The following is a 22,941-nucleotide window of genomic DNA, read 5'->3' on the forward strand; positions in this document are numbered from 1 at the left end:
CGATTATGTAACTTTGAGCAGAAAGGCAAGAACCATGATTGAAAAACAAAATGCCATTTGCTTAAAAAACCGCGGGCTTATTCAAATTACAGGCGAAGAAGCAACAGATTTTCTACAATCCCTGATCACGACAGATGTAAAAAAAATCAGTCCACAGGAACTTTTCCCTGGAGCCCTTTTATCCCCACAAGGAAAGGTTCTTGCTGATTTTCTTATCGGAAAAAAAGAAGATGGTTACCTGATTGATATCAGGATGCCTTTAGCTGATACGCTCCATAAGCGTCTGTTGCTCTATAAGCTGCGCAAAAAAGTAGAAATTACACAACCATTTCAAGAGCTTGTTACAGTTTCTTTGAATAATGAATCAGATGCTTTAAATTTTGATTCAAGTTTTGTTGATAAACGCTTCCCACAAAAAGAAAAAATAATACGAATCTATGGCAAAAAACCTTTTTTAACTTCAGAATATCATGACACATGGAATCAATTGCGTATCCGTTATGCAATTGCGGAAAGTGATCAAGACTATGAAATTGGCAAAGTCTTTCCTCATGATATTAATTACGATCAAATCAATGGACTTGCATTCAATAAAGGATGTTATATTGGACAAGAAATTGTTTCACGAATGCACCACCGCCGTGCAGCACGTCGCCGTATTTTTATTGTAAAAGGCCAGTGTAAATTAACCCCTCAATCTAGCATTGAAGCAGGAACAAAAGTGCTTGGCTACTTGGGAACATGTGTAGAAAATGAGGCTCTTGCTTTAATGCGTATTGACCACGTCAAAGATGCTATGGATCATAACATCCCCTTTACTGTAAAAAACATTCCTGTCACTATAAGCATTGCTGAAAATATGAATTTTACCTTTCCTGAAAATACTATAGAAAACACTCATGGCTAAAGCTGAATTATTAAAAAATGGAGAAGCCCGCGCTTGGCAAAGAATGCTCTCTGGAAGGCGACTTGATCTTCTCAACCCTTCTCCTTTTGATGTTGAAATTGAAGATATTGCCCATGGACTTGCTCGCGTAGCACGTTGGAACGGTCAAACACGAGGAGAGCATGCCTATTCTGTTGCACAACATTCACTTTTGGTTGAACAAATATTTCAAAAACTTTTTCCACAATCGGGAAGCAACGAATGTCTTTATGCCCTTCTTCATGATGCTCCAGAATATGTCATCGGCGATATGATTTCCCCTTTTAAAGCTGTCATAGGAAAACAATATGAACGCGTTGAAAAGCGCATCCAAGATGCTATCCACATGCGCTTTTCTCTTCCCGTTGATCTTTCTCAAAAACTTTTAAAAAAAATTAAACAAGCCGACCGTATCGCTGCCTATTATGAAGCGATTACGCTTGCTGGATTTAATACAGAAGAAGCCCTTCGCTATTTTGGCTCTCCCAATAATATTCTACCCGATGATCTGAATTTATCCCCCTATTCTACCCAACACATTGAAAACGCATTTTTAACGCGCTTTAATGACTTGGATGCCCAAAGATTATAGACTCTTCGCATTGTTGATACCTTGTCATTACAGACTCATCACACTGACTTATAATAATAATTCATTGTTTTTTCATTTTGAATGAGAGCTCCTAATATCGTAAGCTTCACTCATTTCAAATCTGTTTATATTGAATCAATCAAAATCATTCTCTTGCACACCACAAGCGGGTCTGGCGTGTGGGTAAAATTTTTTAAAGAAAGAGTTAAAATGCTCCTTATGAACCATCTCAAGTGCTAAGCGCTGTCGCAGCATTGAAAATTGGCAAAGTGTGTGATGATGCCGGCTTGCTCTCTTATGAAGCGTAAAGACGGGAGTACTCTATAAATTTTATAAACTTCATAAGGGACTTACCACTATACTATTCACGAACGCCGTCGCGAAATAGGTTGGGTACCTTAAGAAAGCTTTCTTTAAAAAAGCACGTGAATTAGCGACCCAATGGCGTTCTGTTTTGCATGAGAGGCGTGACTTCATTAAAGAAATGGAAAAAATCACAGTTCAAATTGCATACAAAATATATTAAATAATGCACATTCATTATCAAAATAACAAATGTTCTCTTGTCAAACCTTTCATCTTAAACTGAAGTTTATTTTAGTTTATAAACTTCATTATCCGCTGGGAAAGCGCGAGATGTGACATCCTCTGCATAATTCTTTATTGCAGTTTCTATGGCTTGTTCAAGGTCTCCATAACGGCGTACAAATTTTGGCACATGAGAACCATAGCCCAACATATCTTCCATAACCAATACTTGCCCATCACATTGATTGGACGCCCCTATACCGATCGTAGGGATAGAAAGCTTATCTGTCAGTTTCACCGCTAAAGGTTCAACCATTGCTTCTAAAACAACAGCAAAAGCACCTGCCTCTTCAATCGCTGCTCCATCTGCTTCAATTCTTTGCCAATCATTCTCCTTGCGTCCTTGTGTTTTAAAACCACCAAAACGATTCATTGCTTGGGGTGTAAGACCGATATGTCCCATCACTGGAATGCCACGTTTACACAAAAAATCTATTGTTTCGGCTATATAAACGCCACCTTCAAGCTTAACTGCACCACACCCCGTTTGTGCAAGAATGCGCGATGCATTTAAAAAAGCTTGTTCTGGACTTTCCTCATAAGATCCAAAAGGCATATCAATAACAACAAGAGCTTTTTGAGATCCACGCACCACGGCTTTCCCGTGTGAAATCATCATATCTAAATTAACAGGAAGCGTTGTCTCAAACCCATACACAACCATCCCAACGCTATCACCAACCAAAAGGATATCGCAATATGGATCAGCAATCCGCGCAGTATAAGCTTGATAAGCTGTTAAAGAAACAATTGGCTGTTGTCCCTTTCTTGCACGTATTTCGGAAGATGTTATACGCTTTACGGTTTTATGTACACTCATTTTCCACCCTTCTCTTGCAATATATATTGATCAATCAGCCTTATCTCACCAAAGCGGACAGTAAGAAGTAAAACTGCTGGTTTATTCAATGTTCCTTTAACCACGCATAAAGTTTCCATATCCCGTAAATCTATCGCTTCAATGATTGCACGCGTTTCTTGTTGTAAAATATCACGAACAGTTTTGCATAATTTATCAACCGACCGTTCACCTTCATGGTAAAGCTTTTCAGCAGCTTTTCCACTTTCAGGAATAATTGTGGCAGCTTTACGATCTTCTAATGTTAAAAGCTGATTGCGTGAAGAACAAGCTACACCATCTGACTCCCGTAGAATAGGAACTCCAACGATTTCAATAGGAAAAGCCAAATCTTCAACCATACGCCGAATAATTAAAATTTGTTGAAAATCTTTTTCCCCAAAAAAAGCCTTATCTGGTTGGACAATATTAAAAAGTTTAGCAACAACGCTTGTTACACCACAAAAATGCCCCGGACGTAATTTTCCCATCAAAATACGTGATAATTTTTTCACTTGTACAATTGTATCATTCCCCAGTGGCCACATTTCATCTACAGAAGGAGCAAAAACACATTCAACACCTGCTTCTTTTAACAAAGCACAATCGCCCTTCAAATCTCTTGGATATTGAGAAAAATCTTCTTGAGGTCCAAATTGCTTTGGATTGACAAAAATAGAAACCACTACGCGATCACACATTGCTCTTGCATACTGTACTAATGCAAGATGGCCATCATGCAATGCCCCCATTGTTGGAACAAAACCAATCGAAAAACCTAAACGTCGTTCCTCTGAAGTATATTGACGGACTTCAGCAATTGTCTTTAAAATTCTCATTTTCCCATTCAATTATCATCAGATCAACCAATTAATGCCTGTACACCAAATTGGCGCTCAAACAATTGTATCAAATTCATGCGCACTGACGGCTGCTTTATATCTCGTGGCACCCAGACATGACGCATAAGAAAAAAACCCGTCAGTATAAAACCATTTATTATGTCACTAAAATCAGCAGGACGAGTCGTTCTTTGTACAAGAAACTGTGGTAGAATGAGAAGCTTTTTTTTCCAAGGTTCCCCTGCTTCTTCACAGACAGCCCGTCCAGATTTTGGTGATACGTAATGAAGCCTTTCCTGACGACCTGTTGCAGCACAACAAGATAAATCAAGACCAAAACCAAGTTCTTCAAGAAGCCGCATTTCAAAACGTACAAGCAATTCTGCATTTACAAATGGTTCATCAAAATTCTGCATAAAAAGGTGTAAAATATCATATAAAATGGGGTGCGGATCACGTTCGGGAAGAAGCCGCAAATGAAAAGCTATCAATTGCAAAGCATAAAGTGCTTCTGGTAGACAGATTAATCGTGCCGCATGTAAATCAAGAGCTTCAAGCCGAAAAAGTCCCAAATGTTCGTCTAAACGAGCCCACCATTCAGCCTCCACAAAATTTCCAGGTTGAAGAAGAGCTGCCATGCGACGCGAGCGCCCCCCTTTTACCACTCCCATATAACGACCATGTTCACGTGTCATAATCTCAAGAATAACACTTGTTTCACCATATTGGCGTGTACCAAGTATAACGGCTTGTTCTTTCCACTTCATTTTACTTTAATTATTTTTAAAAATCTTATTTTAAAAAATCCAATCCCATTTCACGATAACGTTCTGGATCGGTATCCCAATTATCGCGCACTTTCACAAAGAGAAAAAGATGCACCTTTTGATCCATAATTTCCATGAGTTCTTTACGTGCTGCTTGACCAATCGCTTTAATTGTATCGCCTTTTGCTCCTAAGATAATTTTTTTCTGACTCTCACGCTCGACATAAATAACTTGATTAATTTTAACGGAACCATCTGAACGCTCTTCCCAGTTTTCTGTTTCAACCGTTGAGGAATAAGGAAGTTCATCATGAAGACGAAGAAAAAGTTTTTCACGCGTAATTTCAGCAGCAAGATGACGCATAGGCATATCAGAAATTTGATCTTCCGGATAATACCATGGCCCCTCCTGCATCATGTTACTCAACGCATGAAGTAAATCCTTGCAACCAGAACCGTTTAGAGCAGAAATCATAAATGTTTGCGCAAACTTTACACGTTCATTTATTTTAGTGGTTAACGCTAGAAGAGATGATTTAACAACTGTATCAACCTTATTAAGAACAAGAACTTTTTCTTGTTTCATATTGTTTACAATATCTAACATCATATCAACTTCATCCGAAAGACCACTTTGAGCGTCAATTAAAACAAGCAGAACATCAGCGCTCTTAGCCCCTCCCCAAGCAGCAGAGACCATGGCTCGTTCTAAGCGCTTATGGGGACGAAAAACACCCGGTGTATCGACCAACACAATTTGCACATCATCATGAATGACAATACCGCGGATTAAAGTTCGTGTTGTTTGTACCTTATGTGTTACAATTGAAACCTTTGTTCCAACCAATTGATTAACCAGTGTCGATTTACCGGCATTAGGCATCCCAATAAGCACAACAAACCCAGAACGCGTTTTCATAACGTCACTCATGATCATTTTTTCCCACTGTTTTCCATACACCCTCTCGTCGCAAAATTTTTTCAGCTGCCATTCTTTCAGCATATCTTTTGGAGCTTCCCTGCCCAATCTCTGAAGCAAACCCAGAAATACTGACCTCTACCATAAAAACAGGATCGTGATCTGGACCTGAACGTTTTATAACCTGATAATGTGGTTGTGCATTGCCTTGGATATGCGCCCATTCCTGTAATTCTGTCTTGGCATCACGTCGACCAGCATCCATTTTCTTTGCCCGACTTTGCCAATATTTTTGAATAAAAGGGCGAACGCTTTCCAATCCTCCATCGAGATATATTACGGCAATCAAAGCTTCCACGACATCTGCATGCATGTTGATAAGTCGACGCCCCTCAAAATTTTTCATCTCAAAACCAACACGGATCATATCAGGAAGCCTCATTTCACGCGCAATATCAGCACATGTCTGTGCATTGACCAGATGATTTAAACGGACTGATAATTCACCTTCACTTGCCTGAGGAAAAAGTTGATACAGCATCTCTGCAATCAAAAGCCCTAAAACCCGATCCCCTAAAAACTCTAGTCGTTCATAATTCCCCTGTTCCGAATCTTGTACACTCGAGTGTGTTAATGCCTTCTTTAACCTCTCTTCATCTTTAAAACGATGCCCCGTCAGCTTGAAAAGCTGATCAATCATGAGACGTTTCATCGTTGTTTCCTTGCTTGATAAGCGGCAAATCATGAACCGTATTTATGAAAGAAAACAAACGTTTCCAACGCACATCAAATGGCCAGCGCCAAATCTGCCAAGCACTTGAACCATTACTGATAGAAAAGAAAATCACGCTCGCGCGACCAATAAGATTTTCTTCTGGAACATAGCCTACATCTAAACGACTATCATCTGAATTGTCGCGGTTATCTCCCATCATAAAGTAATGTCCTTGAGGAACTTCAAAGACTTCTGTATCATCAACTTTCGGGATGAAAGCTAAATCAAGTGTATCATAACTGACACCGTTGGGCATTGTCTCGCGATAAACCTCAACAGGATAGTTAACCTCTGTTATATCAGAATTATCAATCTCCCCCATAAAGTGACGTGAAACAGCCTCATCATTAATATAAAGGACACTTTGACGGACTTGTATACGATCACCTGGTAGCCCAACAACGCGTTTTATATAATCAATCTTCGGATTACTTGGTAAGCGAAAAACGACCACATCTCCACGTTGAGGTTGAGATGCCCAAATCCGTCCAGAAAAAAGAGGAGGAGAAAAGGGGATGGAAAAACGAGAATACCCATATGCATACTTAGAAACAAACAGATAATCTCCCACCAACAAAGTAGGACGCATTGAACCGGAAGGAATACTAAACGGCTGGAAAAAAAGTGTCCGAATAAACGCTGCTAAAAGCAAAGCCTGTATTAAAACAGAAATAAATTCACGAAGCCCACCTTTTTTTTCTTTTTTATGCACTTTCTCTTTTTGGATCATCACCAACTGCCTTCTCATCACAGATATAATTTTTTTCATCATAATATTCAAATAACAAAAGCACAATCTCTCACGCCATCTATCCACGTGGAAGTGCTTCGATAATAATAAATGCCTGTGCCCAAGGAAAATCATCTGTTATGCTAAGATGAATAACTGCATCATGATGAGGAGGTAATAACTTTTGAAGTTGTATTTGCGCACGATTTGTTAATTGCATTATTGGTTTACCAGACGGCAAATTAACTACCCCCATGTCTTTCCAATTGATACCACAAGCGATTCCCGTTCCTAAGGCTTTAGCACATGCTTCTTTAGCAGCAAATCTTTTTGCATAAGAAGAGGAGCTTTTTTTGAGATTTTCAGATCTATTTCTTTCAATATCCGTAAAAATACGTTCAATAAAACGCTCACCATAACGAACCAACATTTTCTCAATACGTCGTATATCAACCAGATCATTTCCAAGACCAATAATCATAAGATATTACCCGATCTTTCTTAAATTTATTTCTGTTTTAATACAGGCGATGAGCGCTTCTTTAAACGCCTTTTTTTTATAATCTTTTGATATCGCTTTTGTTTAAAACGAACCGTTGCTCTGTAAACACCTATATAAGATAAACCACCAAAAACAATACCTAAAAGAGTTCCCCCTAAAATCATAGGACTCATAATTGTGTCCCATGCGCCTTTAAAGAGGAGAGAGAGATTTGACAATGTCAAACCATTAAATAGAGCACGAATTTGCGAAAGAGAAATCTCTTTGACATCGCTAAAAAGTGATAAACAAAAATACCCTACTTTATAATCAGCCATGACAATCAATAAAAATGTGAGTGGATTAGAAAAAATTGTCCCAATGATTGCGGCAGCAAAGTTTGCACGCAAAAGCCAAGAAAAAAATATTGCCAAAATAATATGCAGCCCAAAGAAAGGGGAACAAGCTAAAAAAACGCCAACAGCAACCCCTAATGCTACTTCATGCGGTGTTGCTGATATACGCAAAATACGTTTATGTATGTAGCAAAATGAGCGAGAAAATGAACGACGTGGCCATAACCAAAGTCGAATACGCGTTACAAAATCTATTGGTTCTCGACGACGAAAAAGCATATGACTCTCAATATACATCTTTTGATGATGAAATAATCTATATCATCCAAATTAATCTTTTTAAGCTTTTGCACAAAAAAATATAACGACAATTAAATATTTCGACTGCCTGGTTTAATCGCGGGAAGAACAGAAAGCTCTGCAGGAAGTGCATCACTAGCATAAGAGGTTATCTCGTATTCAGCAAGCGCAATCAATGGAACTCCAACATTGACCTTACCACCAGAACGATCAAGGATACATGCACTAGCCAATACCTCTGCTCCTGCTGCAACAAGCGCTTCAACAGTCTCACGAATGGAAAGACCCGTTGTTACAATATCTTCAACAATAACAACCCGTGCACCCTTCTTGATTTCAAAACGACGCAATTCAAAGATGCCATTTATACGCTCTACCCAAAGAGAAGGAACACCAAGGTGACGTGAAGTTTCATAGGAAGGAATAAGACCGCCAATTGCGGGACCAACAACATAGTCAATTTTTCCCTCGATAGATTTTTTGATTTTTTCAGCCAATCCACGACATAACTTTTCCGTCAAGTCAGCATGCATGAATACTTTCGCTTTTTGCATATAAGTCGCACTATGGCGCCCCGATGTTAAAATAAAATGCCCTTCTAGAATAGCATCTGCTTGTTTAAAAATATCAATGACATCTTGTGTATTCATTGCAAAATCTTTCTTTTTATCCATGAACCCGCCGTACTGTACTTACTGAACCTGCCTTTTTTAACTGAGAAAAAATACGATTCAAATGTTTTAAATCCCACACTTCCAAATCAATCATAATTTCTGTAAAATCTGGTGCTGTACGGATAAAAGATAAATTTTGGATATTGGCATCGTTAGCAGAAATTATTTGTGTAATTTCAGCCAAAGAACCAGGACTATTTACAACTAAAATATTCATCCGTGCAGGAAAACGTTCATTCATTTGGGCATCAATATCCCAGCGGACATCAATCCATCGTTCTGGCTGATCATCATACGCCATCAAAGCTGAAGACTGTATTGGATAAATAACAATCCCAGCTCCTGGCTGCATAATACCAACAATCCGATCTCCAGGTACTGCTCCTTCCGGTGAAAAACGTACGGGTATATCTCCACGGGTTCCTCTAATAGGCAATGCTTTAGATTGATGATTCTCGACCATTGCATTCTTTTCATTTTCTGGAACTTTAAAAATCATACCTTGAGCATTTTCAATATTAAACCAACCTTCTTCCCCAGGCTTAAAAGATGACTTTTGTACCACACGGTGATCTTGATAATCAGGATAAACCGCTTTAATCACATCAGCGGAAAACAGCTCTCCACGCCCAACAGCAGCCAATACATCCTCTACATCTTTACGTGCTAAACGTGGCAAAACTTTCTTCAAAAGGTCTTTTGAAAATTGCTTTCCCATATATTCAAATGAACGCTCGAGAATACGATATCCTAAACCCGAATATTGTTTACGTACCGCTGCACGACTTGCTCGTCGAATAGCTGAACGTGCTTTACCCGTGACAACAAGAAATTCCCATGCTGCTGGCGGAATTTGAGCGTGTGAGCGAATAATATCAACCTCATCACCATTTTTTAATTTGGTCATTAAAGGCATAATACGACCATTGATTTTTACACCAACACAAGAATCACCGATATCTGTATGGACGGCATAAGCAAAATCAATAGGCGTAGCTCCTTTAGGAAAAGCAATTAATCGACCTTTCGGCGTAAAACAAAAAACTTGGTCTTGAAAAAGCTCAAGTTTTGTATGTTCTAAAAACTCTTCTGGATTATCTCCATCAGACAAAGATTGTATCGTTTGACGCAACCATGCATAGGCATTCGTTTCACTTGATAACTTCACAGTCGAATAATTGGAACCATGCTCTTTATATATGGAATGAGCAGCAACCCCATATTCAGCAACTTCATCCATAGAAGCCGTTCTAATTTGCAACTCAACACGTTGTCTTGAAGGACCAACAATTGTTGTATGAATAGAACGATAATCATTTTGCTTTGGTATAGAGATATAATCTTTGAAACGACCAGGAACCATTGGCCATGTCGTATGAATGACACCAAGAGCACGATAACAATCATTCACGGACTCAACAATCACACGAAATCCAAAAATATCCGATAATTGTTCAAAAGATAATGCTTTACTTTCCATTTTGCGAAAAACTGAATAAGATTTTTTCTGACGGCTTTTAACATCTGCTTTAATGCCATGCTCGAAAAAAAGTTTTGTCAATTCATTTTCAATTGTGGAAAGCAAATCACGGTTGTGTTTCAATAATTCAGAAAGTCGATTGGTAATCGTACGATAACCTTCTGGATTTAAATAAAAGAAAGAGAGATCCTCTAATTCCTCACGCATATCCTGCATACCCATACGACCTGCAAGTGGCGCATAGATATCCATCGTCTCCTCAGCAATTCGCCGACGTTTATCATCACGCATAACACCAAGGGTACGCATATTATGAAGACGATCAGCAAGTTTGACTAAAAGAACACGAACATCATCAGAAATAGCAATAAGAAGTTTACGAAGATTTTCTGCTTGTACGGCTTTCTTTGATACAAGATCAAGCTTATTAAGCTTTGTAAGCCCTTCAACCAACTTCCCAATTTCAGAACCAAAAAGCTGATCAATTTCTGCTCGTGTAGCGCTTGTATCTTCAATTGTATCATGCAAAAGAGCAACAGCAATCGTTGCCTCGTCCAACCGCATATCTGTCAAAATAGCAGCAACTTCTAAAGGATGAGAAAAATAAAGATCACCTGACGCACGCTTTTGATGTGCATGCTTTTTCATTGCATAATCATAGGCCCTGTTTAAAAGAGCCTCATCTACGTCAGACTTGTAACGTTGAACACGTCCAACAAGCTCACACTGACGCATCATACGAGCATATCCTTTATCTTTTCACACCTCTAATCTTTATTGAACATGTCCTATCAATAAAAGACAAGAAAAATAATTGCTCCTTACATGACAAGGTATCTTTACTCCTGTAACATAAATTGCTGCAATTAATAATCGTCACTTTTTTCTGGAACAACCAAACCTTCAATACCCGCTAAAAGCTCTTCTTCTGACATATGATCAAATGAAGTACCTTCTTCTTGCGACGACGTATTAAAAACACTTTCAGCTTCACCTGAATGGGTAATAAATTCACTTGCCATTTCTGGCTCATCTACTTCCACATGCTTTTGCAACGAATGAATAAGGTCTTCCTTTAAATCAGCAGGCGACAATGTTTCTTCTGCTATTTCACGCAAAGCAACAACTGGATTTTTATCATTATCACGATCAACCGTAATCTGCGCTCCTTGTGAAATCTGACGCGCCCGATGACCTGCTAAAAGTACCAATTCAAAGCGGTTGTCAACTTTATCAATACAATCTTCTACCGTTACGCGGGCCATTTATGCCTCTTTCTCAAATAAAAAAAATTTAATAGCGGATAAAGGAGTATATACAATAATCAAAATAAAACACAAGAAAAACAACACAAACTTTTATATTTTTTGATTAAAGAACTTATTTAAAAAAATTCTTGGAAAATTTATAAAAATGTATAACCTATTCATGCTCGTTATCAAAATTTCTTTTAAAAGCATTCCAATAGATTGACTTCAAACAAAGGGAGGTCTTTCTTGACAAAATACTTGTCTGGAGTCCTTATCCTTTTAAAAGGAATACCTGCTGTTTAAACCCTTTGCAATAACAGCAGCCTTATACATACTTTTTATGATAATATCTTCATCTAAAGAGAGAACTTTTTTCTTTGAACATCATGTGTATCGCACTCTTAATTCATCGAATAAATTACTGAAAGATGACCTCTCTTTACACAATAATGAGCAATAAGTTTATATTAAACTTTCTTCTAAAAAAGTTTATTTATATTCATTATAGATTGTTTATCAAAACATAACCCGTCATATACGCTATAAAGACTCAAAAAATAGAAAAACGATTGATGCCTAACACCATGAATAGCCAATTAACATCACTGTGCCCAGAACCACCCCAAAATTGCAATTTATGTCCGAGGCTTCATCAATTTATCGCTGGCTGGCGTGTAAAAGAACCAAGTTGGTATAACGCACCGGTGCGCCCATTCTTTCCTTATAAAGGGCCAGATACAACACGCCTTCTTATTGTTGGGCTTGCTCCTGGATTACGCGGAGCAAATCGAACTGGACGTCCATTTACTGGTGATTATGCTGGGCACTTACTTTATTCAACTTTAAAAAAGTTTGGTTTTGCCCAAGGAACCTTTGAAGAAAGAGCAGACGATACTCTTGAACTTATTGATGCAGCAATTGTTAACTCTGTTCGTTGTGTTCCACCAGAAAATAAACCCACCGGTGCAGAAATTAACACATGCCGCTATTTCTTCTCACCTCTTTTAACAAATCTTCCCAAACTTAAAGCCGTTATTACCTTAGGCACCATTGCGCACCATTCAACGATACGTGCCCTTAATGCAAAAGTTTTAGCTCACCCTTTTGGACACGGCGAAATCAATAACATCGGCAGATTACGCATCTTTTCGAGCTATCACTGTTCTCGTTATAATACAAATACTGGACGTTTGACAGACGCCATGTTTCATCAAATCTTTCAAGCAGCAAAAACATACTTAGATCAATGCTAAAACTGTTTTAAACAGCGCTATGAATAAAGAATATCTAGATCGCATCCATTAGCCATATCTTTTTAAAAGTCTTGCTTTTTCACGTCCCCAATCGCGTTTTTTTTCCGTTTCGCGCTTATCATGAAGCTTTTTCCCACGCGCTAGAGCGATCTCCAACTTAACGCGCCCTCGTTCATTAAAATAAAGTTTGAGAGGAACAAGTGTCATTCCTTCACGAGACGTTGCATTAAAAAAACGTGCCATCTCACGTTTTGAAAGTAATAATTTGCGCAAACGTCGTGGTTCATGATTAAAACGATTAGCCTGCGTATATTCAGGAATATAGCTGTTTACTAACCATAATTCCCCATTCTCAAAACTCGCATAGCTTTCAGCAATATTGGCATGATTAGAACGTAAGGACTTCACTTCCGCTCCCTGAAGGACAAGACCAGCCTCGAGATTATTAAGGATTTCAAAATTAAAACGTGCTTTACGATTGTCAGCAATTATTTTCCGTACGGGCGCGTTCTTTTTTTTATTCATGGCTTTGTCAATATCATTTTATGCTTTTAAAAGACCAGCATGACTGAGGGCTGCATCAATAATCTTCTTTGTTCTTTCTGTTAATGGAACAATAGGAGAACGCACAGTATCACCACAAAATCCTAATTTTGCAGCAGCATATTTAATACCTGCTGGACTAGGTTCAATAAACAGAGCACGATTAAGAGGCATCAAGCGATCATTTAATTCTCGTGCTGTTTTATAATCACCACGAAAACAAGCGGCTTGAAGCTCTGCACAAAGCTTTGGAGCAACATTAGAAGAAACTGAAATACACCCCATACCTCCATGTGCATTAAAACCTAACGCCGTACAATCATCACCGGAAAGCTGCACAAAATCTTTTCCACACTTTTCACCTTGTTCACTAACGCGCTCAATTCTGCTCGTTGCATCCTTAACACCAATGATATTGTTAAAATCTTGATAAAGGTCTTTCATCGTTTCTACAGCCATATCGATAATAGAACGACCAGGAATATTATAAATTATAATCGGAATAGAAACAGCTTTGGCAATGGAAGAAAAATGCTTGTATAAACCAGATTGATTTGGTCTATTATAATAGGGAGTGACAACCAAAACTGCATCTGCACCAGCTTTTTGCGCGTATTGTGCAAGCTCTACAGCCTCGCTTGTGCTATTTGATCCCGCTCCAGCAACAACAGGAACACGCTTTGCAACCTGCTCAACACACAATTCTATAATCCGCTTATGTTCTTCATGACTTAACGTTGCTGATTCACCTGTTGTCCCAACAGGGCTTACACCGTTAATCCCTTGTGTGATCTGCCATTCAACAAAATCACAAAACGCCTTCTCATCAATCGCACCCTTGTTATCAAACGGTGTGATAAGCGCAGTTATAGCTCCCTTGAGCATGATAAACTCCCTATAATGTTTGCTTTTATTTTTTTATAATCGCCTTTTATAAATTTTAAATAGAGCATAATCTTGCTCTATCATTGAAGCAAGATGAATTTCAAAAAAAGCCCCCATAAGATGAAAATGTCCCTCCTTAAATGTTGAACATTTCTTTAAAATAAGCCGTCTATATTAACGCGTTTTTCATGCTTGTGTTCTATAAATCCTTAAGTTTTTACAAAAAGCAAGGTCTCAAGGTCTTTTCTCTATGCGTGTATTTTCCACCTCTCTTTTCGTATCAACCTTTACTACACTTATACTGGCAATAAGAATTTTATTTTCAAGTGCATACGCGCAAACACCCCTTTTGCAAGGGAAAGTACCAATCCCTTCGGTTCGCCCTACTCCCTTTACCGCAAAAGAAGCTCAAGAATCTCTTCAACAGATACACACGACATCACACAATACTGCTACACTTCAGCAACTGAAAACTGGGCTAGATGCACTAGCAAACAACAATATTGCAAAAACAATAAATCTTCGTAATTCAATGGAAAAACATAGCCTTGATCGTCATATTTTGACATGGGCGCTGGGGGTGTCAAACCAAGCTAATATACCCAGTTCTGAAATATTTAATGCAATCAACATGCTGAAAGGATGGCCAGGTATAGAAACGATGCAACGCAATGCTGAACGTGCTTTTCTTAACGAAACCAACGTCACACGCGCAATCATCCAAAAATTTTCTCATCACCCGCCCCAAACAGCACAAGGGATGGCTCTCTTCGCTAAAGCACTTATCGCAACAGGACAAACCACTCGTGCTCAACACGTTATTGCTCCATGGTGGCATAAAACACAGCTCAGTGCAAAAGAAGAAGTATTTGTTCTTAAAAATGCAAGCGCTGCATTAAAACCTATTGATTATTTGAAACGCATGCAGTTTATGCTGTATGCACATCGTTTTGATTCAGCAGCACGCGTTGCAAAATTAGCCCATGCTCAATCTCTTTTTAATGCTTTTGTGGCCGTTGAAAAAAATGATCCTAGAGCTACACAAAAATTAAAAGCTGTAGAGAGATCATGGCAAAAAGATCCTCTTTTTCAGTTTGCTCGAATACGCCATCTTCGACGAACAGAGCAATATGATGCAGCAGCAGCACTCATGATGAAAACATCAAAAGATGCATTCCGCCTTATGAACCCTCATTCATTGTGGAAAGAACAACGCGCCCTTTCTCGTGAAATGCTCGATTTAAACAAACCAAAAATTGCTTATCAACTTGTTGCAATGCACACTGGTATAACATCTGCATTAGCAGTCGATGCTGAGTTTCATGCAGGATGGTATGCACTAAGATTTCTTCATAATCCTAAATTAGCAATGGACCATTTTTCACGTATTCCTCAACTCTCTTCTTTACCTTTTGCTGCATCACGTGGATATTACTGGATGGGACGAACAGCAGAAACGCTAGGAGAACATAAAAATGCCCAGCAGTACTTTCATCGCGCAGCTTATTTTGGTGCAACGTATTATGGTCAATTAGCCGCTGCACGCCTTAACCAAAAAAAGCTTAAAATTTCTTTTCCCAAACCAACAACTGCTGAACGACAACATTTTAGTGCACGCAAAGCCATCAAAGCAATTCAACGTCTTGAAGCAGCCGGCTATGCTGATTTTGCTAAAGTTTTTTATAGAGAACTCGGAAAAAAAATAGAAAGCCCCGGTGAATTAGCTCTTCTGGCTGTTATGGCAGAAAAAAATGGTGACTATTATACCAGCCTCAAAATCGGAAAAATGGCCGCTTTTCAGGGAAAAAATGTCGGTGCACTTTCTCATCCTCTGGGAGCTATACCAGCTTCTGCTCATATTTCTGTAGAAGAAAAATCGCTTATTTATGCCATTGCACGCCAAGAAAGCGAATTTAATCCAACAGCTATATCAAAAGCAGGCGCACAAGGTATACTCCAATTACTTCCTACAACAGCAAAAGAACTGGCAAAAAAACACTCAATCGCATGGTCTCCTAAAAAATTTAGCAGTGATGCTCATTATAATGCAACATTAGGTGCTCATTTTCTCAATGAACAATTAGAACGTTTTAATGGATCCTATATACTAACTCTTATTGGCTATAATGCGGGTCCCCGTCGAGTCAATGAATGGATAAAACGTTATGGCGATCCTCGAGGTCAATCTCTCGATAACGTCATTGATTGGATTGAACGTATTCCTTATACAGAAACACGTAATTACGTGATGCGTGTCATGGAAAATTATGGTGTCTACAAAGCAAGACTCACTGGGAAAATAGATATAAAAACCGACTTGCTTTCTGGTCGACGGAAATAATATGCCTTAACTTCCCAAATAGCATTTGAAAGCGTTGATAAGAAGTGTTTTTATTCCTTTTTAAATAGTACCATACCCACTTTCTTAGGACGTATAAGAAAGTAATTTTAATTGATTCAGTATTAATAAATTCGAAATGATGAATTATCATTATAAATCAACAGGTAGTACAAATAATTCATTTCTTCTCAACATAGACGACAATATCATAGAGATTACAAATATAAGAGAAGAGTGAAACAAATAGCTCATCCTTTTACTGTTGCTTATTAGTCAATATTCAAATCTTGTGAAACAGCATCTTTTAAGACTATTTTTCCTGCTTATAACATTTCTATACCAAATAAGAGCACGTTATTATATATATCGTTTGGATTATCTCTGATAACAGAAAGACAGACTCATTGAGTTAGAAAGCCTTAAAGACAAACAATTCTCTTCTGCCCCTTCCCTTTCATTCGGTTCTACGACTTTGAAATATGTCAATATCTTTTAATGATGAAGATGAAACTTTGCTTTTTTTTCTCATTTTTACATATAAGCTCACATCCTTCACACAAAACAGAGCATCCCAAAATAGTATGTTTTTCTTATTTATAATTCCTCTTTTATTTTAATGTTTCTAAGTCCATTTCACAACGGTGTATCTGAAAAGTACTTACGAAAATCCTCTCACGAATGGTATAAAAATCGATTAGACACGATTAACCTTTAATTAATAAAACCTATAGCTCTATCATCCCTTAACTCCCAATGTTGCAAAAGCCCTTTCATTTAGAGCACTCATAAGAAGTATATTCACTGCTTTTTAGAAGTTTTTTATCCATGCTCCTCCTCAACTTGTATCATAAGTAAGCGGATGGTTTTGATTGATTCAACATCAAAAAAATTCGAATAAATTATATTTGAACTTTCATTAAAATTATAAACAATCATTATAAATCAATATATTATAAGAAAGCGCCCCGCATAAAAAATCAGCTAAATATTAGGGATACTCTAATTGTTTTATTCACTTTTGATGGTGGTGGTGGTGGAAAAGAACCAACGCGTCGAAGGGCTGCCATCGCTAATCGATCAAGTTCCGGGTCACCAGCAGAGACTACTACACGACTAGAAAAAATACTCCCCTGCTCATGCACCATAAATTCTAACTTCACCGTTCCTTTTGTACGATTGGTGCGCTGTCCCACAATATAATTTTTTTGCCTTTCTAATTGTGACTGTACCTTTGCTAACCACTCCATTAACAACATATCTTCAAGCCCTGCTGTCCCGCCGCCCTTGTTGATGGAAGAAGAACGTACCGCCTTTGCATTGGAGCGCTTTACTACAGCCTTTGGCATCGGTATTGTTTTTTTGATAAACGCTTTATGCTCCACTTTTTGAGGTAGGGGTTCTTCCAAAGGCTTTAAGTCATCTTGTTCTACTATATGCTGAGGTTCTTCCGATTGAACTTCATCCACGGATTCCAATCCTTCTGACTCCTGCTCTAGGAGATCAGACTGTAATACTTCTTGCTCTGTATTAATATCCAACTCTCTATGAATATCTGGCAAGCCTGTATCAACATCCGGATATACAGTTTCTTGCATAAAAGTCAGCATAATCTCCGACGAGAGCAAACCATTACTTATACCAGTACTTTGAAAATAAAACTGTGCTGCCAATAATACATGCAAAAAGAAAGCCCCAATAAATGCACCAATCCAAAGAGTTAATAATTGTTTCGTATTTGCAAAATTCATCGTTTCTTCTGCACTATTTTAAGCTTAATATTGGTGTTCAATCTCATTAAAACAGGCTATTTTGAAATTGCAACTTTTTTCTTGACTGATTTTGTCATGTTTAATATGGTCTTCTAATGATTTTGTGCCGTTGTCAAAATCATTCCTGCTTGGCTGGCAAGTTTTAATCAGTGAGTCCAGCCTTTTTGTATTAAAAAAATTTCAAAACAGAGAGGGGATGTTTAAAAGGGTTATGATGTGTTATGCAAATAAGACGAAAAAATATCTATAAAAGCTGTGTAATTTTAAGTGCATTATCGGTCTGTATACCTTCATTTGTTTTTGCACAAAATAAAGATGGAAGTGCTGTCACTGAACTTAAACCAATCCTTATTAAAGGAAAAAAAATAGAAGATGCTTCAAATTCAATAACCATTCTGACTGATCGTAAGACCAACAAGAATATTGATGAAAGACAAATAACTGATGTTTATGATGTGAGTCGTCTTAATCCTTCCGTATCCTATAACTCAGAAAATAACAGTTTCGTTATTCGGGGTTTAGATGCAAACCGTGTTCTTACGACAATGGATGGTATTTCTCTTCCATGGTTTAATGATATATTCCGTGGTGGAGGTGGAAACACAACTTTTGATTTCAATGCTCTTTCTACGTTTGATACTATTCAAGGATCAGATTCTAGTCTTTATGGTTCTGGCGCCTTAGGGGGAATCATTGCGTTGCGTACCCTTGATCCTGAAGACCTGATCGTGGAAGAAAAGAATTGGGGAAGCCTTATAAAAGGTGGTTATAATTCTGTTGATAACAGCTGGCGCATCGATCAAGCTTTTGCTGTGCGTAATTACCGGACATTTTTACTTTTTCAAGGATCTTATGTAGAAGGTCATGAGCGCAAAAATATGGGAACAGTAGAAGGGTATGAGGAACGCACGCGCAAAAACCCTTCTCACTTTGATAAAAATAACTTGCTTTTTAAAATTCATCAATATTTGAGTGATAATCACCGCCTTGGTTTTACCGCAGAGCGTTTTGGTCATAATAGTAACACACATGAATTAAATTCGTCTAAAAGATACGCTCCAGGTTCCGTTTATGAGCAGGATAATAAACTTCGTGAGCGCTTTTCTCTTTCTTATAATTATAATGGTAATGGTGATGCAGTTCTTGATGCGTTTAATGGGCAGCTTTATTGGCAAAGGCAATCAAGTCGTTACGTTATGACAGGCGTTCGTGTTTCAGCTCCCAAAGGGGATTATTTGAGAGATAATTTCTTGCGTAATATCAATTATGGTTTCAATGCTGATGCCCTTAAAAAAGTGGATTTTGGCACTATAAACCATACGTTAAAGTTTGTAATGAATGTTTCGTCATCTAAATTTCATCACTATTTGTTAGGTAAAGACAATTGTCATATAAAAGAATACGCTCGGGGATGTCTTTTTGTTCCTGCTAATCGATCAGATTCACCAGACACAAATGGTTACAATTTAGGTTTTGTTTTTGAAGATGAAATTGGGTTGGTTGATGATCGTTTTCGTGTAACACCGGGAATCCGGTATGATTGGTACAAATATGTTCCTCAGAAAACACCTTCTTATGAGAAAGCACTGATTTCTGATAAATTCCCTCCAGAAAGAAGTGGTTCACGCTTTTCTCCTAAATTACGCGTGGAGTGGGATGTTCGTAATCAAGTAACGCTCTATGCTCAGTGGGCACAGGCTTTTCGTACACCACGTATTTCAGAACTTTACGTCTCTTATATCAAACCTTCTGCTTATTACGTGAAAGGGAATCCTGATCTTCAACCAGAAACAAGCAATGGGTATGATGTTGGTCTACGGTATGGAAATGTAAATTTCGGTGGTTCCTTCAATGCCTTTTTCAATCAATATAAGAATTTCATAGATACTGAGGATAGAGGGCCATCAGAGGAATTTAGATTTGCGCGTCGGCATTACATGAATCGTTTTCACGTGCAAATTTTTGGTGTTGAGACAAAAGCCCATTTAGTTCTTAAAAATGGTTTTCATAGCAATGTTGCTCTTGCTTATTCACAAGGAAAAGATCTTGATAAAAAGGAGTATCTTAACTCAATTCCTCCTTTGAAAGCAGTTATCGGATTAGGATATGCAAAAGAGGTTTGGGGAAGCGATATTATCCTTACTTTGGCAGCTAAACGTGACAAAGTAGCCGGAGAATCTGATTACCAAAAAATTCCAGGATATCATGTCGTTGATATGACAGGGTGGTGGAAGCCATTCGGTGAAACGGGACCTATTCTAAGAGCCGGTGTTTATAATCTTTTCAATACAAAATATTGGAATGTATCTGAACTTCCTTCAGGTAAAAGTTCAACACCAAAAGATTATTATAGCCAGCCTGGTCGTAACTTTAAGGTGTCGTTTGTACAAAAGTTTTAGTCACTTCTGTTAATTATTCGGTCAATAAAATCGTATTGATAAAAGGATTAATTATTGTGTTTCTATTTTCAACATCTTTAAAATTACAAAGATTTGGTAGAAAAGTTTTAATTCTTTCTGTTTTATCGTTTTTTGATTGCTCAGCTGTTGGCGATAGAGTGTTATTTTGTGATAGATTGAACTCTTAAAAGAATTTAATTTATTGCCTTGGAATTGTAAAATTTGAAAGTTAGTTTTTGAGTTTAAGTAACATAAGGTAAATTCATGGCACATACAGCTGAAATGATTCTTCGTTTGCGTGAAGAAAAAAAAGAAATGCGAAACCGCGATTTTGCGGTTTCGATTGGTATATCTGAAGCGGAGCTTATTGCGGCTTATTGTACCATTGGAAAAGCAAAAAGGCTACAAACTGATGTTGCTACTCTCTTGGAAAAGGCACCTCGACTTGGAACCGTCATGGTCTTAACTCGCAATGAATATGCTGTTCACGAAATAACGGGACGCTTTGAAAAAATTGTTCAAAACGAACATATTCCTATCACACTTGGTGAAATTGATTTGCGTATTTTTACAAAACAATGGAAGTTCGGTTTTGAATATGATGTCGTTATTCTTGGAAAACCTACAAAAAGTCTGCAATTCTTTGATCAACATGGCGTTGCTATTTTAAAGGTCTATTCTAAAGATATGACAAATATGGAAGAGTGGAATAAACTTGTTGAAAAGCTCCTTCTTGAAGATCAGTCTCCTGTTCTTAACATTCTTCCCGTTTCTCTCCCAGCCCAATGTGACATAACAGAATTGGATATTGAGAGTTTTCGGGATCGTTGGCGGAAAATGACAGATGTACACCAACTTCACAAAATTATTTCCGAATTTAAAATTAATCGACATCATGCTGTAAAATATGTTGGTAATGAATTTGCCGATGAATTACAGGTAAATGCTGTTGAAATAATGCTTAACCAAGTCGCACAACAAGAACTGCCAATCATGTGTTTTGTTGGGAATAAAGGGTGTATTCAAATTTTTAGTGGGACTGTAAAAAATATTAAGCAAATGGGACCTTGGCTTAATGTTCTTGATCCAAGATTTGACCTTCATTTACTCACGTCCGGGATTGCTAGAGTATGGCATGTTCGCAAACCTACCCGTGATGGTTATGTCAGTTCACTTGAAGTTTTCGATAAAGATGATGAGATGGTTATTCAATTTTTTGGCGTACGCAAGGAGGGTCAAAAAGAACGTGAAGATTGGCGTTCTTTATTGAATAGTTTGCCATCATGCCAAGAAAACAGCAGTAACTAAGATAAGATAAGGTTAGACATGTTCATATCTCTTTTACATAGGTTATCAAACCTTTTTCTTACGTGTTTACTGCTCTCTCTTACTTGTTTTTCTAAACAAGTAATTGCTGAACCTGCAACGCGTTTTCCTGAAAATGCTCGAATTGTTTCTATCGGCGGAGCACTTACAGAAATTGTCTATGCATTGGGAGCCCAAGATCAACTTGTCGCTCGTGATAGTACAAGCGTCTACCCACAAGAAGCGCTCAAGCTTCCTGTGCTTGGATATATGCGTGCTCTTTCGCCTGAGGGGGTTTTATCACTTGCTCCAGAGGGTATATTGCTTGTTGAAGGAAGTGGTCCCGCTTCAACAATTGATATTCTCAAAAAAACATCAATACCTCTGGTGATCATACCAGAAGACTACTCCCGTGAAAATGTGATAGAAAAGATTCGCCTCGTTGGTCAAGCCATTCATCGGGAAGTGCAAGCCGCGGCGTTAATTGAGAAATTGAAGCGTAATTTTTTAGACAACGATGCGCTTTTGGCGAAAGTAACAACACCAAAGCGTGTTCTTTTTGTTTTCTCTGTGCAAAATGGACGCGTCATGGCATCTGGAACAGGTACTGCAGCTGATAGTATGATCAAACTTTCAGGCGCTATCAATGCTATCACCGATTATAAAGGATATAAACTTCTCAACGGCGAAGCATTATTGAAATCAGATCCTGATGTTATTTTGCTTGTAAAACATGGTGCAAGATCAACCAGCATTGATAAGATTTTAGCCATACCGGCAGTTCAAGCAACAACTGCAGCGAAAAATCATGCCATAAAACAGATGGATGCTATGTATTTTTTGGGATTTGGTCCACGTACTGCAGACGCATCAAGAGAGCTTATTGAGATACTTTATGGTGCACATCAAAACGGTAAGAGCTGATAAAA

Annotated in this window: 21 protein-coding genes and 1 pseudogene; 8 read left to right on the top strand and 14 right to left on the bottom strand. The window is 38.1% G+C overall.

The features are described 5' to 3' along the window. Positions 1 to 34 precede the first annotated feature (34 nt). The 3 genes and pseudogenes from ACFIKX_RS01550 to ACFIKX_RS01560 form a co-directional block, all read left to right on the top strand. On the top strand, positions 35 to 907 hold the full coding sequence (locus tag ACFIKX_RS01550; RefSeq protein ID WP_375629274.1) for a YgfZ/GcvT domain-containing protein: 873 nt from the start codon (positions 35 to 37) through the stop codon (positions 905 to 907). Beyond that, positions 900 to 1,517 (top strand): YfbR-like 5'-deoxynucleotidase, encoded by a 618-nt coding sequence (locus ACFIKX_RS01555; RefSeq protein WP_375629277.1) that lies wholly within the window; start codon positions 900 to 902, stop codon positions 1,515 to 1,517. Before ACFIKX_RS01550 ends, ACFIKX_RS01555 begins: the two co-directional genes overlap by 8 nt. A 351-nt stretch (positions 1,518 to 1,868) precedes the next feature. Continuing rightward, positions 1,869 to 2,010 (top strand): annotated as a pseudogene (locus tag ACFIKX_RS01560) (integrase); the annotation flags it as partial. Between the two features lie 99 nt (positions 2,011 to 2,109). Here the strand turns inward: ACFIKX_RS01560 and panB are convergent. The 11 genes from panB to rpoZ all read right to left on the bottom strand — a co-directional run bounded on the left by panB (position 2,110) and on the right by rpoZ (position 11,532). Continuing rightward, complete coding sequence (panB, locus tag ACFIKX_RS01565; RefSeq protein WP_375629280.1) at positions 2,110 to 2,925, bottom strand: 3-methyl-2-oxobutanoate hydroxymethyltransferase; 816 nt, start codon at positions 2,923 to 2,925, stop codon at positions 2,110 to 2,112. Then, positions 2,922 to 3,782 (bottom strand): pantoate--beta-alanine ligase, encoded by an 861-nt coding sequence (panC, locus tag ACFIKX_RS01570; RefSeq protein WP_375629283.1) that lies wholly within the window; start codon positions 3,780 to 3,782, stop codon positions 2,922 to 2,924. The genes panB and panC overlap by 4 nt, the downstream gene beginning before the upstream one ends. A gap of 23 nt (positions 3,783 to 3,805) precedes the next feature. Beyond that, complete coding sequence (recO, locus tag ACFIKX_RS01575) at positions 3,806 to 4,552, bottom strand: DNA repair protein RecO (RefSeq protein ID WP_375629286.1); 747 nt, start codon at positions 4,550 to 4,552, stop codon at positions 3,806 to 3,808. A gap of 25 nt (positions 4,553 to 4,577) precedes the next feature. Then, a complete protein-coding gene (gene era, locus ACFIKX_RS01580; protein WP_375629289.1) occupies positions 4,578 to 5,483 on the bottom strand; it encodes a GTPase Era in 906 nt (301 codons plus the stop codon). Further along, entirely contained in the window at positions 5,476 to 6,183 is a 708-nt protein-coding gene (gene rnc, locus ACFIKX_RS01585) for a ribonuclease III (RefSeq protein WP_375612949.1), read from the bottom strand. Before rnc ends, era begins: the two co-directional genes overlap by 8 nt. Continuing rightward, positions 6,164 to 6,976: a signal peptidase I gene (gene lepB, locus ACFIKX_RS01590; protein WP_375629292.1), complete on the bottom strand. Its 813-nt coding sequence runs from the start codon at positions 6,974 to 6,976 to the stop codon at positions 6,164 to 6,166. Before lepB ends, rnc begins: the two co-directional genes overlap by 20 nt. Before the next feature lie 79 nt (positions 6,977 to 7,055). Beyond that, the gene (gene acpS / locus ACFIKX_RS01595; RefSeq protein ID WP_375629295.1) at positions 7,056 to 7,457 is read right to left on the bottom strand and encodes a holo-ACP synthase; all 402 of its coding nucleotides are present in this window, start codon (positions 7,455 to 7,457) and stop codon (positions 7,056 to 7,058) included. A gap of 26 nt (positions 7,458 to 7,483) precedes the next feature. Further along, positions 7,484 to 8,092, bottom strand: a complete 609-nt coding sequence (locus tag ACFIKX_RS01600; RefSeq protein ID WP_375610146.1) for a DUF2062 domain-containing protein — start codon at positions 8,090 to 8,092, stop codon at positions 7,484 to 7,486. A gap of 92 nt (positions 8,093 to 8,184) precedes the next feature. Then, on the bottom strand, positions 8,185 to 8,763 hold the full coding sequence (gene pyrE / locus ACFIKX_RS01605) for an orotate phosphoribosyltransferase (protein ID WP_375629334.1): 579 nt from the start codon (positions 8,761 to 8,763) through the stop codon (positions 8,185 to 8,187). 16 nt (positions 8,764 to 8,779) lie between these two features. Next, positions 8,780 to 11,005: a RelA/SpoT family protein gene (locus ACFIKX_RS01610; protein WP_375629298.1), complete on the bottom strand. Its 2,226-nt coding sequence runs from the start codon at positions 11,003 to 11,005 to the stop codon at positions 8,780 to 8,782. 128 nt (positions 11,006 to 11,133) lie between these two features. Next, positions 11,134 to 11,532 (bottom strand): DNA-directed RNA polymerase subunit omega, encoded by a 399-nt coding sequence (rpoZ, locus tag ACFIKX_RS01615; protein WP_273791104.1) that lies wholly within the window; start codon positions 11,530 to 11,532, stop codon positions 11,134 to 11,136. 569 nt (positions 11,533 to 12,101) lie between these two features. On the opposite strand from rpoZ, the gene ACFIKX_RS01620 reads away from it, so the two are divergent. Continuing rightward, positions 12,102 to 12,770 carry a uracil-DNA glycosylase gene (locus ACFIKX_RS01620; RefSeq protein WP_375620809.1) on the top strand — a complete coding sequence of 223 codons (669 nt, stop codon included), beginning with the start codon at positions 12,102 to 12,104 and terminating at the stop codon, positions 12,768 to 12,770. Positions 12,771 to 12,818: 48 nt separating this feature from the next. On the opposite strand, the gene smpB is transcribed toward ACFIKX_RS01620, so the two are convergent. Next, entirely contained in the window at positions 12,819 to 13,295 is a 477-nt protein-coding gene (gene smpB / locus ACFIKX_RS01625; protein WP_012231306.1) for an SsrA-binding protein SmpB, read from the bottom strand. Between the two features lie 18 nt (positions 13,296 to 13,313). Continuing rightward, positions 13,314 to 14,198, bottom strand: coding sequence for a 4-hydroxy-tetrahydrodipicolinate synthase (gene dapA, locus ACFIKX_RS01630; protein ID WP_375611210.1), 885 nt, complete (start codon positions 14,196 to 14,198; stop codon positions 13,314 to 13,316). A 250-nt stretch (positions 14,199 to 14,448) separates the two neighbouring features. Between dapA and ACFIKX_RS01635 the strand changes: the two genes are divergently transcribed. Continuing rightward, positions 14,449 to 16,539 carry a lytic transglycosylase domain-containing protein gene (locus ACFIKX_RS01635; protein ID WP_375629301.1) on the top strand — a complete coding sequence of 697 codons (2,091 nt, stop codon included), beginning with the start codon at positions 14,449 to 14,451 and terminating at the stop codon, positions 16,537 to 16,539. A 977-nt stretch (positions 16,540 to 17,516) separates the two neighbouring features. Here ACFIKX_RS01635 and ACFIKX_RS01640 read toward each other — a convergent pair. Continuing rightward, entirely contained in the window at positions 17,517 to 18,287 is a 771-nt protein-coding gene (locus ACFIKX_RS01640; protein WP_375629304.1) for an energy transducer TonB, read from the bottom strand. 242 nt (positions 18,288 to 18,529) lie between these two features. On the opposite strand from ACFIKX_RS01640, the gene ACFIKX_RS01645 reads away from it, so the two are divergent. From ACFIKX_RS01645 to ACFIKX_RS01655, 3 genes are all read left to right on the top strand, one after another. Further along, on the top strand, positions 18,530 to 20,707 hold the full coding sequence (locus ACFIKX_RS01645; protein WP_375629307.1) for a TonB-dependent hemoglobin/transferrin/lactoferrin family receptor: 2,178 nt from the start codon (positions 18,530 to 18,532) through the stop codon (positions 20,705 to 20,707). A gap of 264 nt (positions 20,708 to 20,971) precedes the next feature. Beyond that, on the top strand, positions 20,972 to 22,015 hold the full coding sequence (locus ACFIKX_RS01650; RefSeq protein ID WP_375629310.1) for a hemin-degrading factor: 1,044 nt from the start codon (positions 20,972 to 20,974) through the stop codon (positions 22,013 to 22,015). Between the two features lie 18 nt (positions 22,016 to 22,033). Beyond that, positions 22,034 to 22,936, top strand: coding sequence for a hemin ABC transporter substrate-binding protein (locus tag ACFIKX_RS01655; RefSeq protein ID WP_375611206.1), 903 nt, complete (start codon positions 22,034 to 22,036; stop codon positions 22,934 to 22,936). The last annotated feature ends 5 nt before the right edge of the window (positions 22,937 to 22,941 follow it).

The organism is Bartonella sp. CM86QHHN, assembly GCF_042194695.1.
Taxonomy (GTDB): Bacteria; Pseudomonadota; Alphaproteobacteria; order Rhizobiales; family Rhizobiaceae; genus Bartonella.

Coding starts and splice junctions, on each gene's coding strand:
- ACFIKX_RS01550 (WP_375629274.1), top strand. CDS start 35: ATGATTGAAAAACAAAATGCCATTTGCTTAAAAAACCGCGGGCTTATT.
- ACFIKX_RS01555 (WP_375629277.1), top strand. CDS start 900: ATGGCTAAAGCTGAATTATTAAAAAATGGAGAAGCCCGCGCTTGGCAA.
- panB (WP_375629280.1), bottom strand. CDS start 2,925: ATGAGTGTACATAAAACCGTAAAGCGTATAACATCTTCCGAAATACGT.
- panC (WP_375629283.1), bottom strand. CDS start 3,782: ATGAGAATTTTAAAGACAATTGCTGAAGTCCGTCAATATACTTCAGAG.
- recO (WP_375629286.1), bottom strand. CDS start 4,552: ATGAAGTGGAAAGAACAAGCCGTTATACTTGGTACACGCCAATATGGT.
- era (WP_375629289.1), bottom strand. CDS start 5,483: ATGAGTGACGTTATGAAAACGCGTTCTGGGTTTGTTGTGCTTATTGGG.
- rnc (WP_375612949.1), bottom strand. CDS start 6,183: ATGAAACGTCTCATGATTGATCAGCTTTTCAAGCTGACGGGGCATCGT.
- lepB (WP_375629292.1), bottom strand. CDS start 6,976: ATGATCCAAAAAGAGAAAGTGCATAAAAAAGAAAAAAAAGGTGGGCTT.
- acpS (WP_375629295.1), bottom strand. CDS start 7,457: ATGATTATTGGTCTTGGAAATGATCTGGTTGATATACGACGTATTGAG.
- ACFIKX_RS01600 (WP_375610146.1), bottom strand. CDS start 8,092: ATGCTTTTTCGTCGTCGAGAACCAATAGATTTTGTAACGCGTATTCGA.
- pyrE (WP_375629334.1), bottom strand. CDS start 8,763: ATGAATACACAAGATGTCATTGATATTTTTAAACAAGCAGATGCTATT.
- ACFIKX_RS01610 (WP_375629298.1), bottom strand. CDS start 11,005: ATGATGCGTCAGTGTGAGCTTGTTGGACGTGTTCAACGTTACAAGTCT.
- rpoZ (WP_273791104.1), bottom strand. CDS start 11,532: ATGGCCCGCGTAACGGTAGAAGATTGTATTGATAAAGTTGACAACCGC.
- ACFIKX_RS01620 (WP_375620809.1), top strand. CDS start 12,102: ATGAATAGCCAATTAACATCACTGTGCCCAGAACCACCCCAAAATTGC.
- smpB (WP_012231306.1), bottom strand. CDS start 13,295: ATGAATAAAAAAAAGAACGCGCCCGTACGGAAAATAATTGCTGACAAT.
- dapA (WP_375611210.1), bottom strand. CDS start 14,198: ATGCTCAAGGGAGCTATAACTGCGCTTATCACACCGTTTGATAACAAG.
- ACFIKX_RS01635 (WP_375629301.1), top strand. CDS start 14,449: ATGCGTGTATTTTCCACCTCTCTTTTCGTATCAACCTTTACTACACTT.
- ACFIKX_RS01640 (WP_375629304.1), bottom strand. CDS start 18,287: ATGAATTTTGCAAATACGAAACAATTATTAACTCTTTGGATTGGTGCA.
- ACFIKX_RS01645 (WP_375629307.1), top strand. CDS start 18,530: ATGCAAATAAGACGAAAAAATATCTATAAAAGCTGTGTAATTTTAAGT.
- ACFIKX_RS01650 (WP_375629310.1), top strand. CDS start 20,972: ATGGCACATACAGCTGAAATGATTCTTCGTTTGCGTGAAGAAAAAAAA.
- ACFIKX_RS01655 (WP_375611206.1), top strand. CDS start 22,034: ATGTTCATATCTCTTTTACATAGGTTATCAAACCTTTTTCTTACGTGT.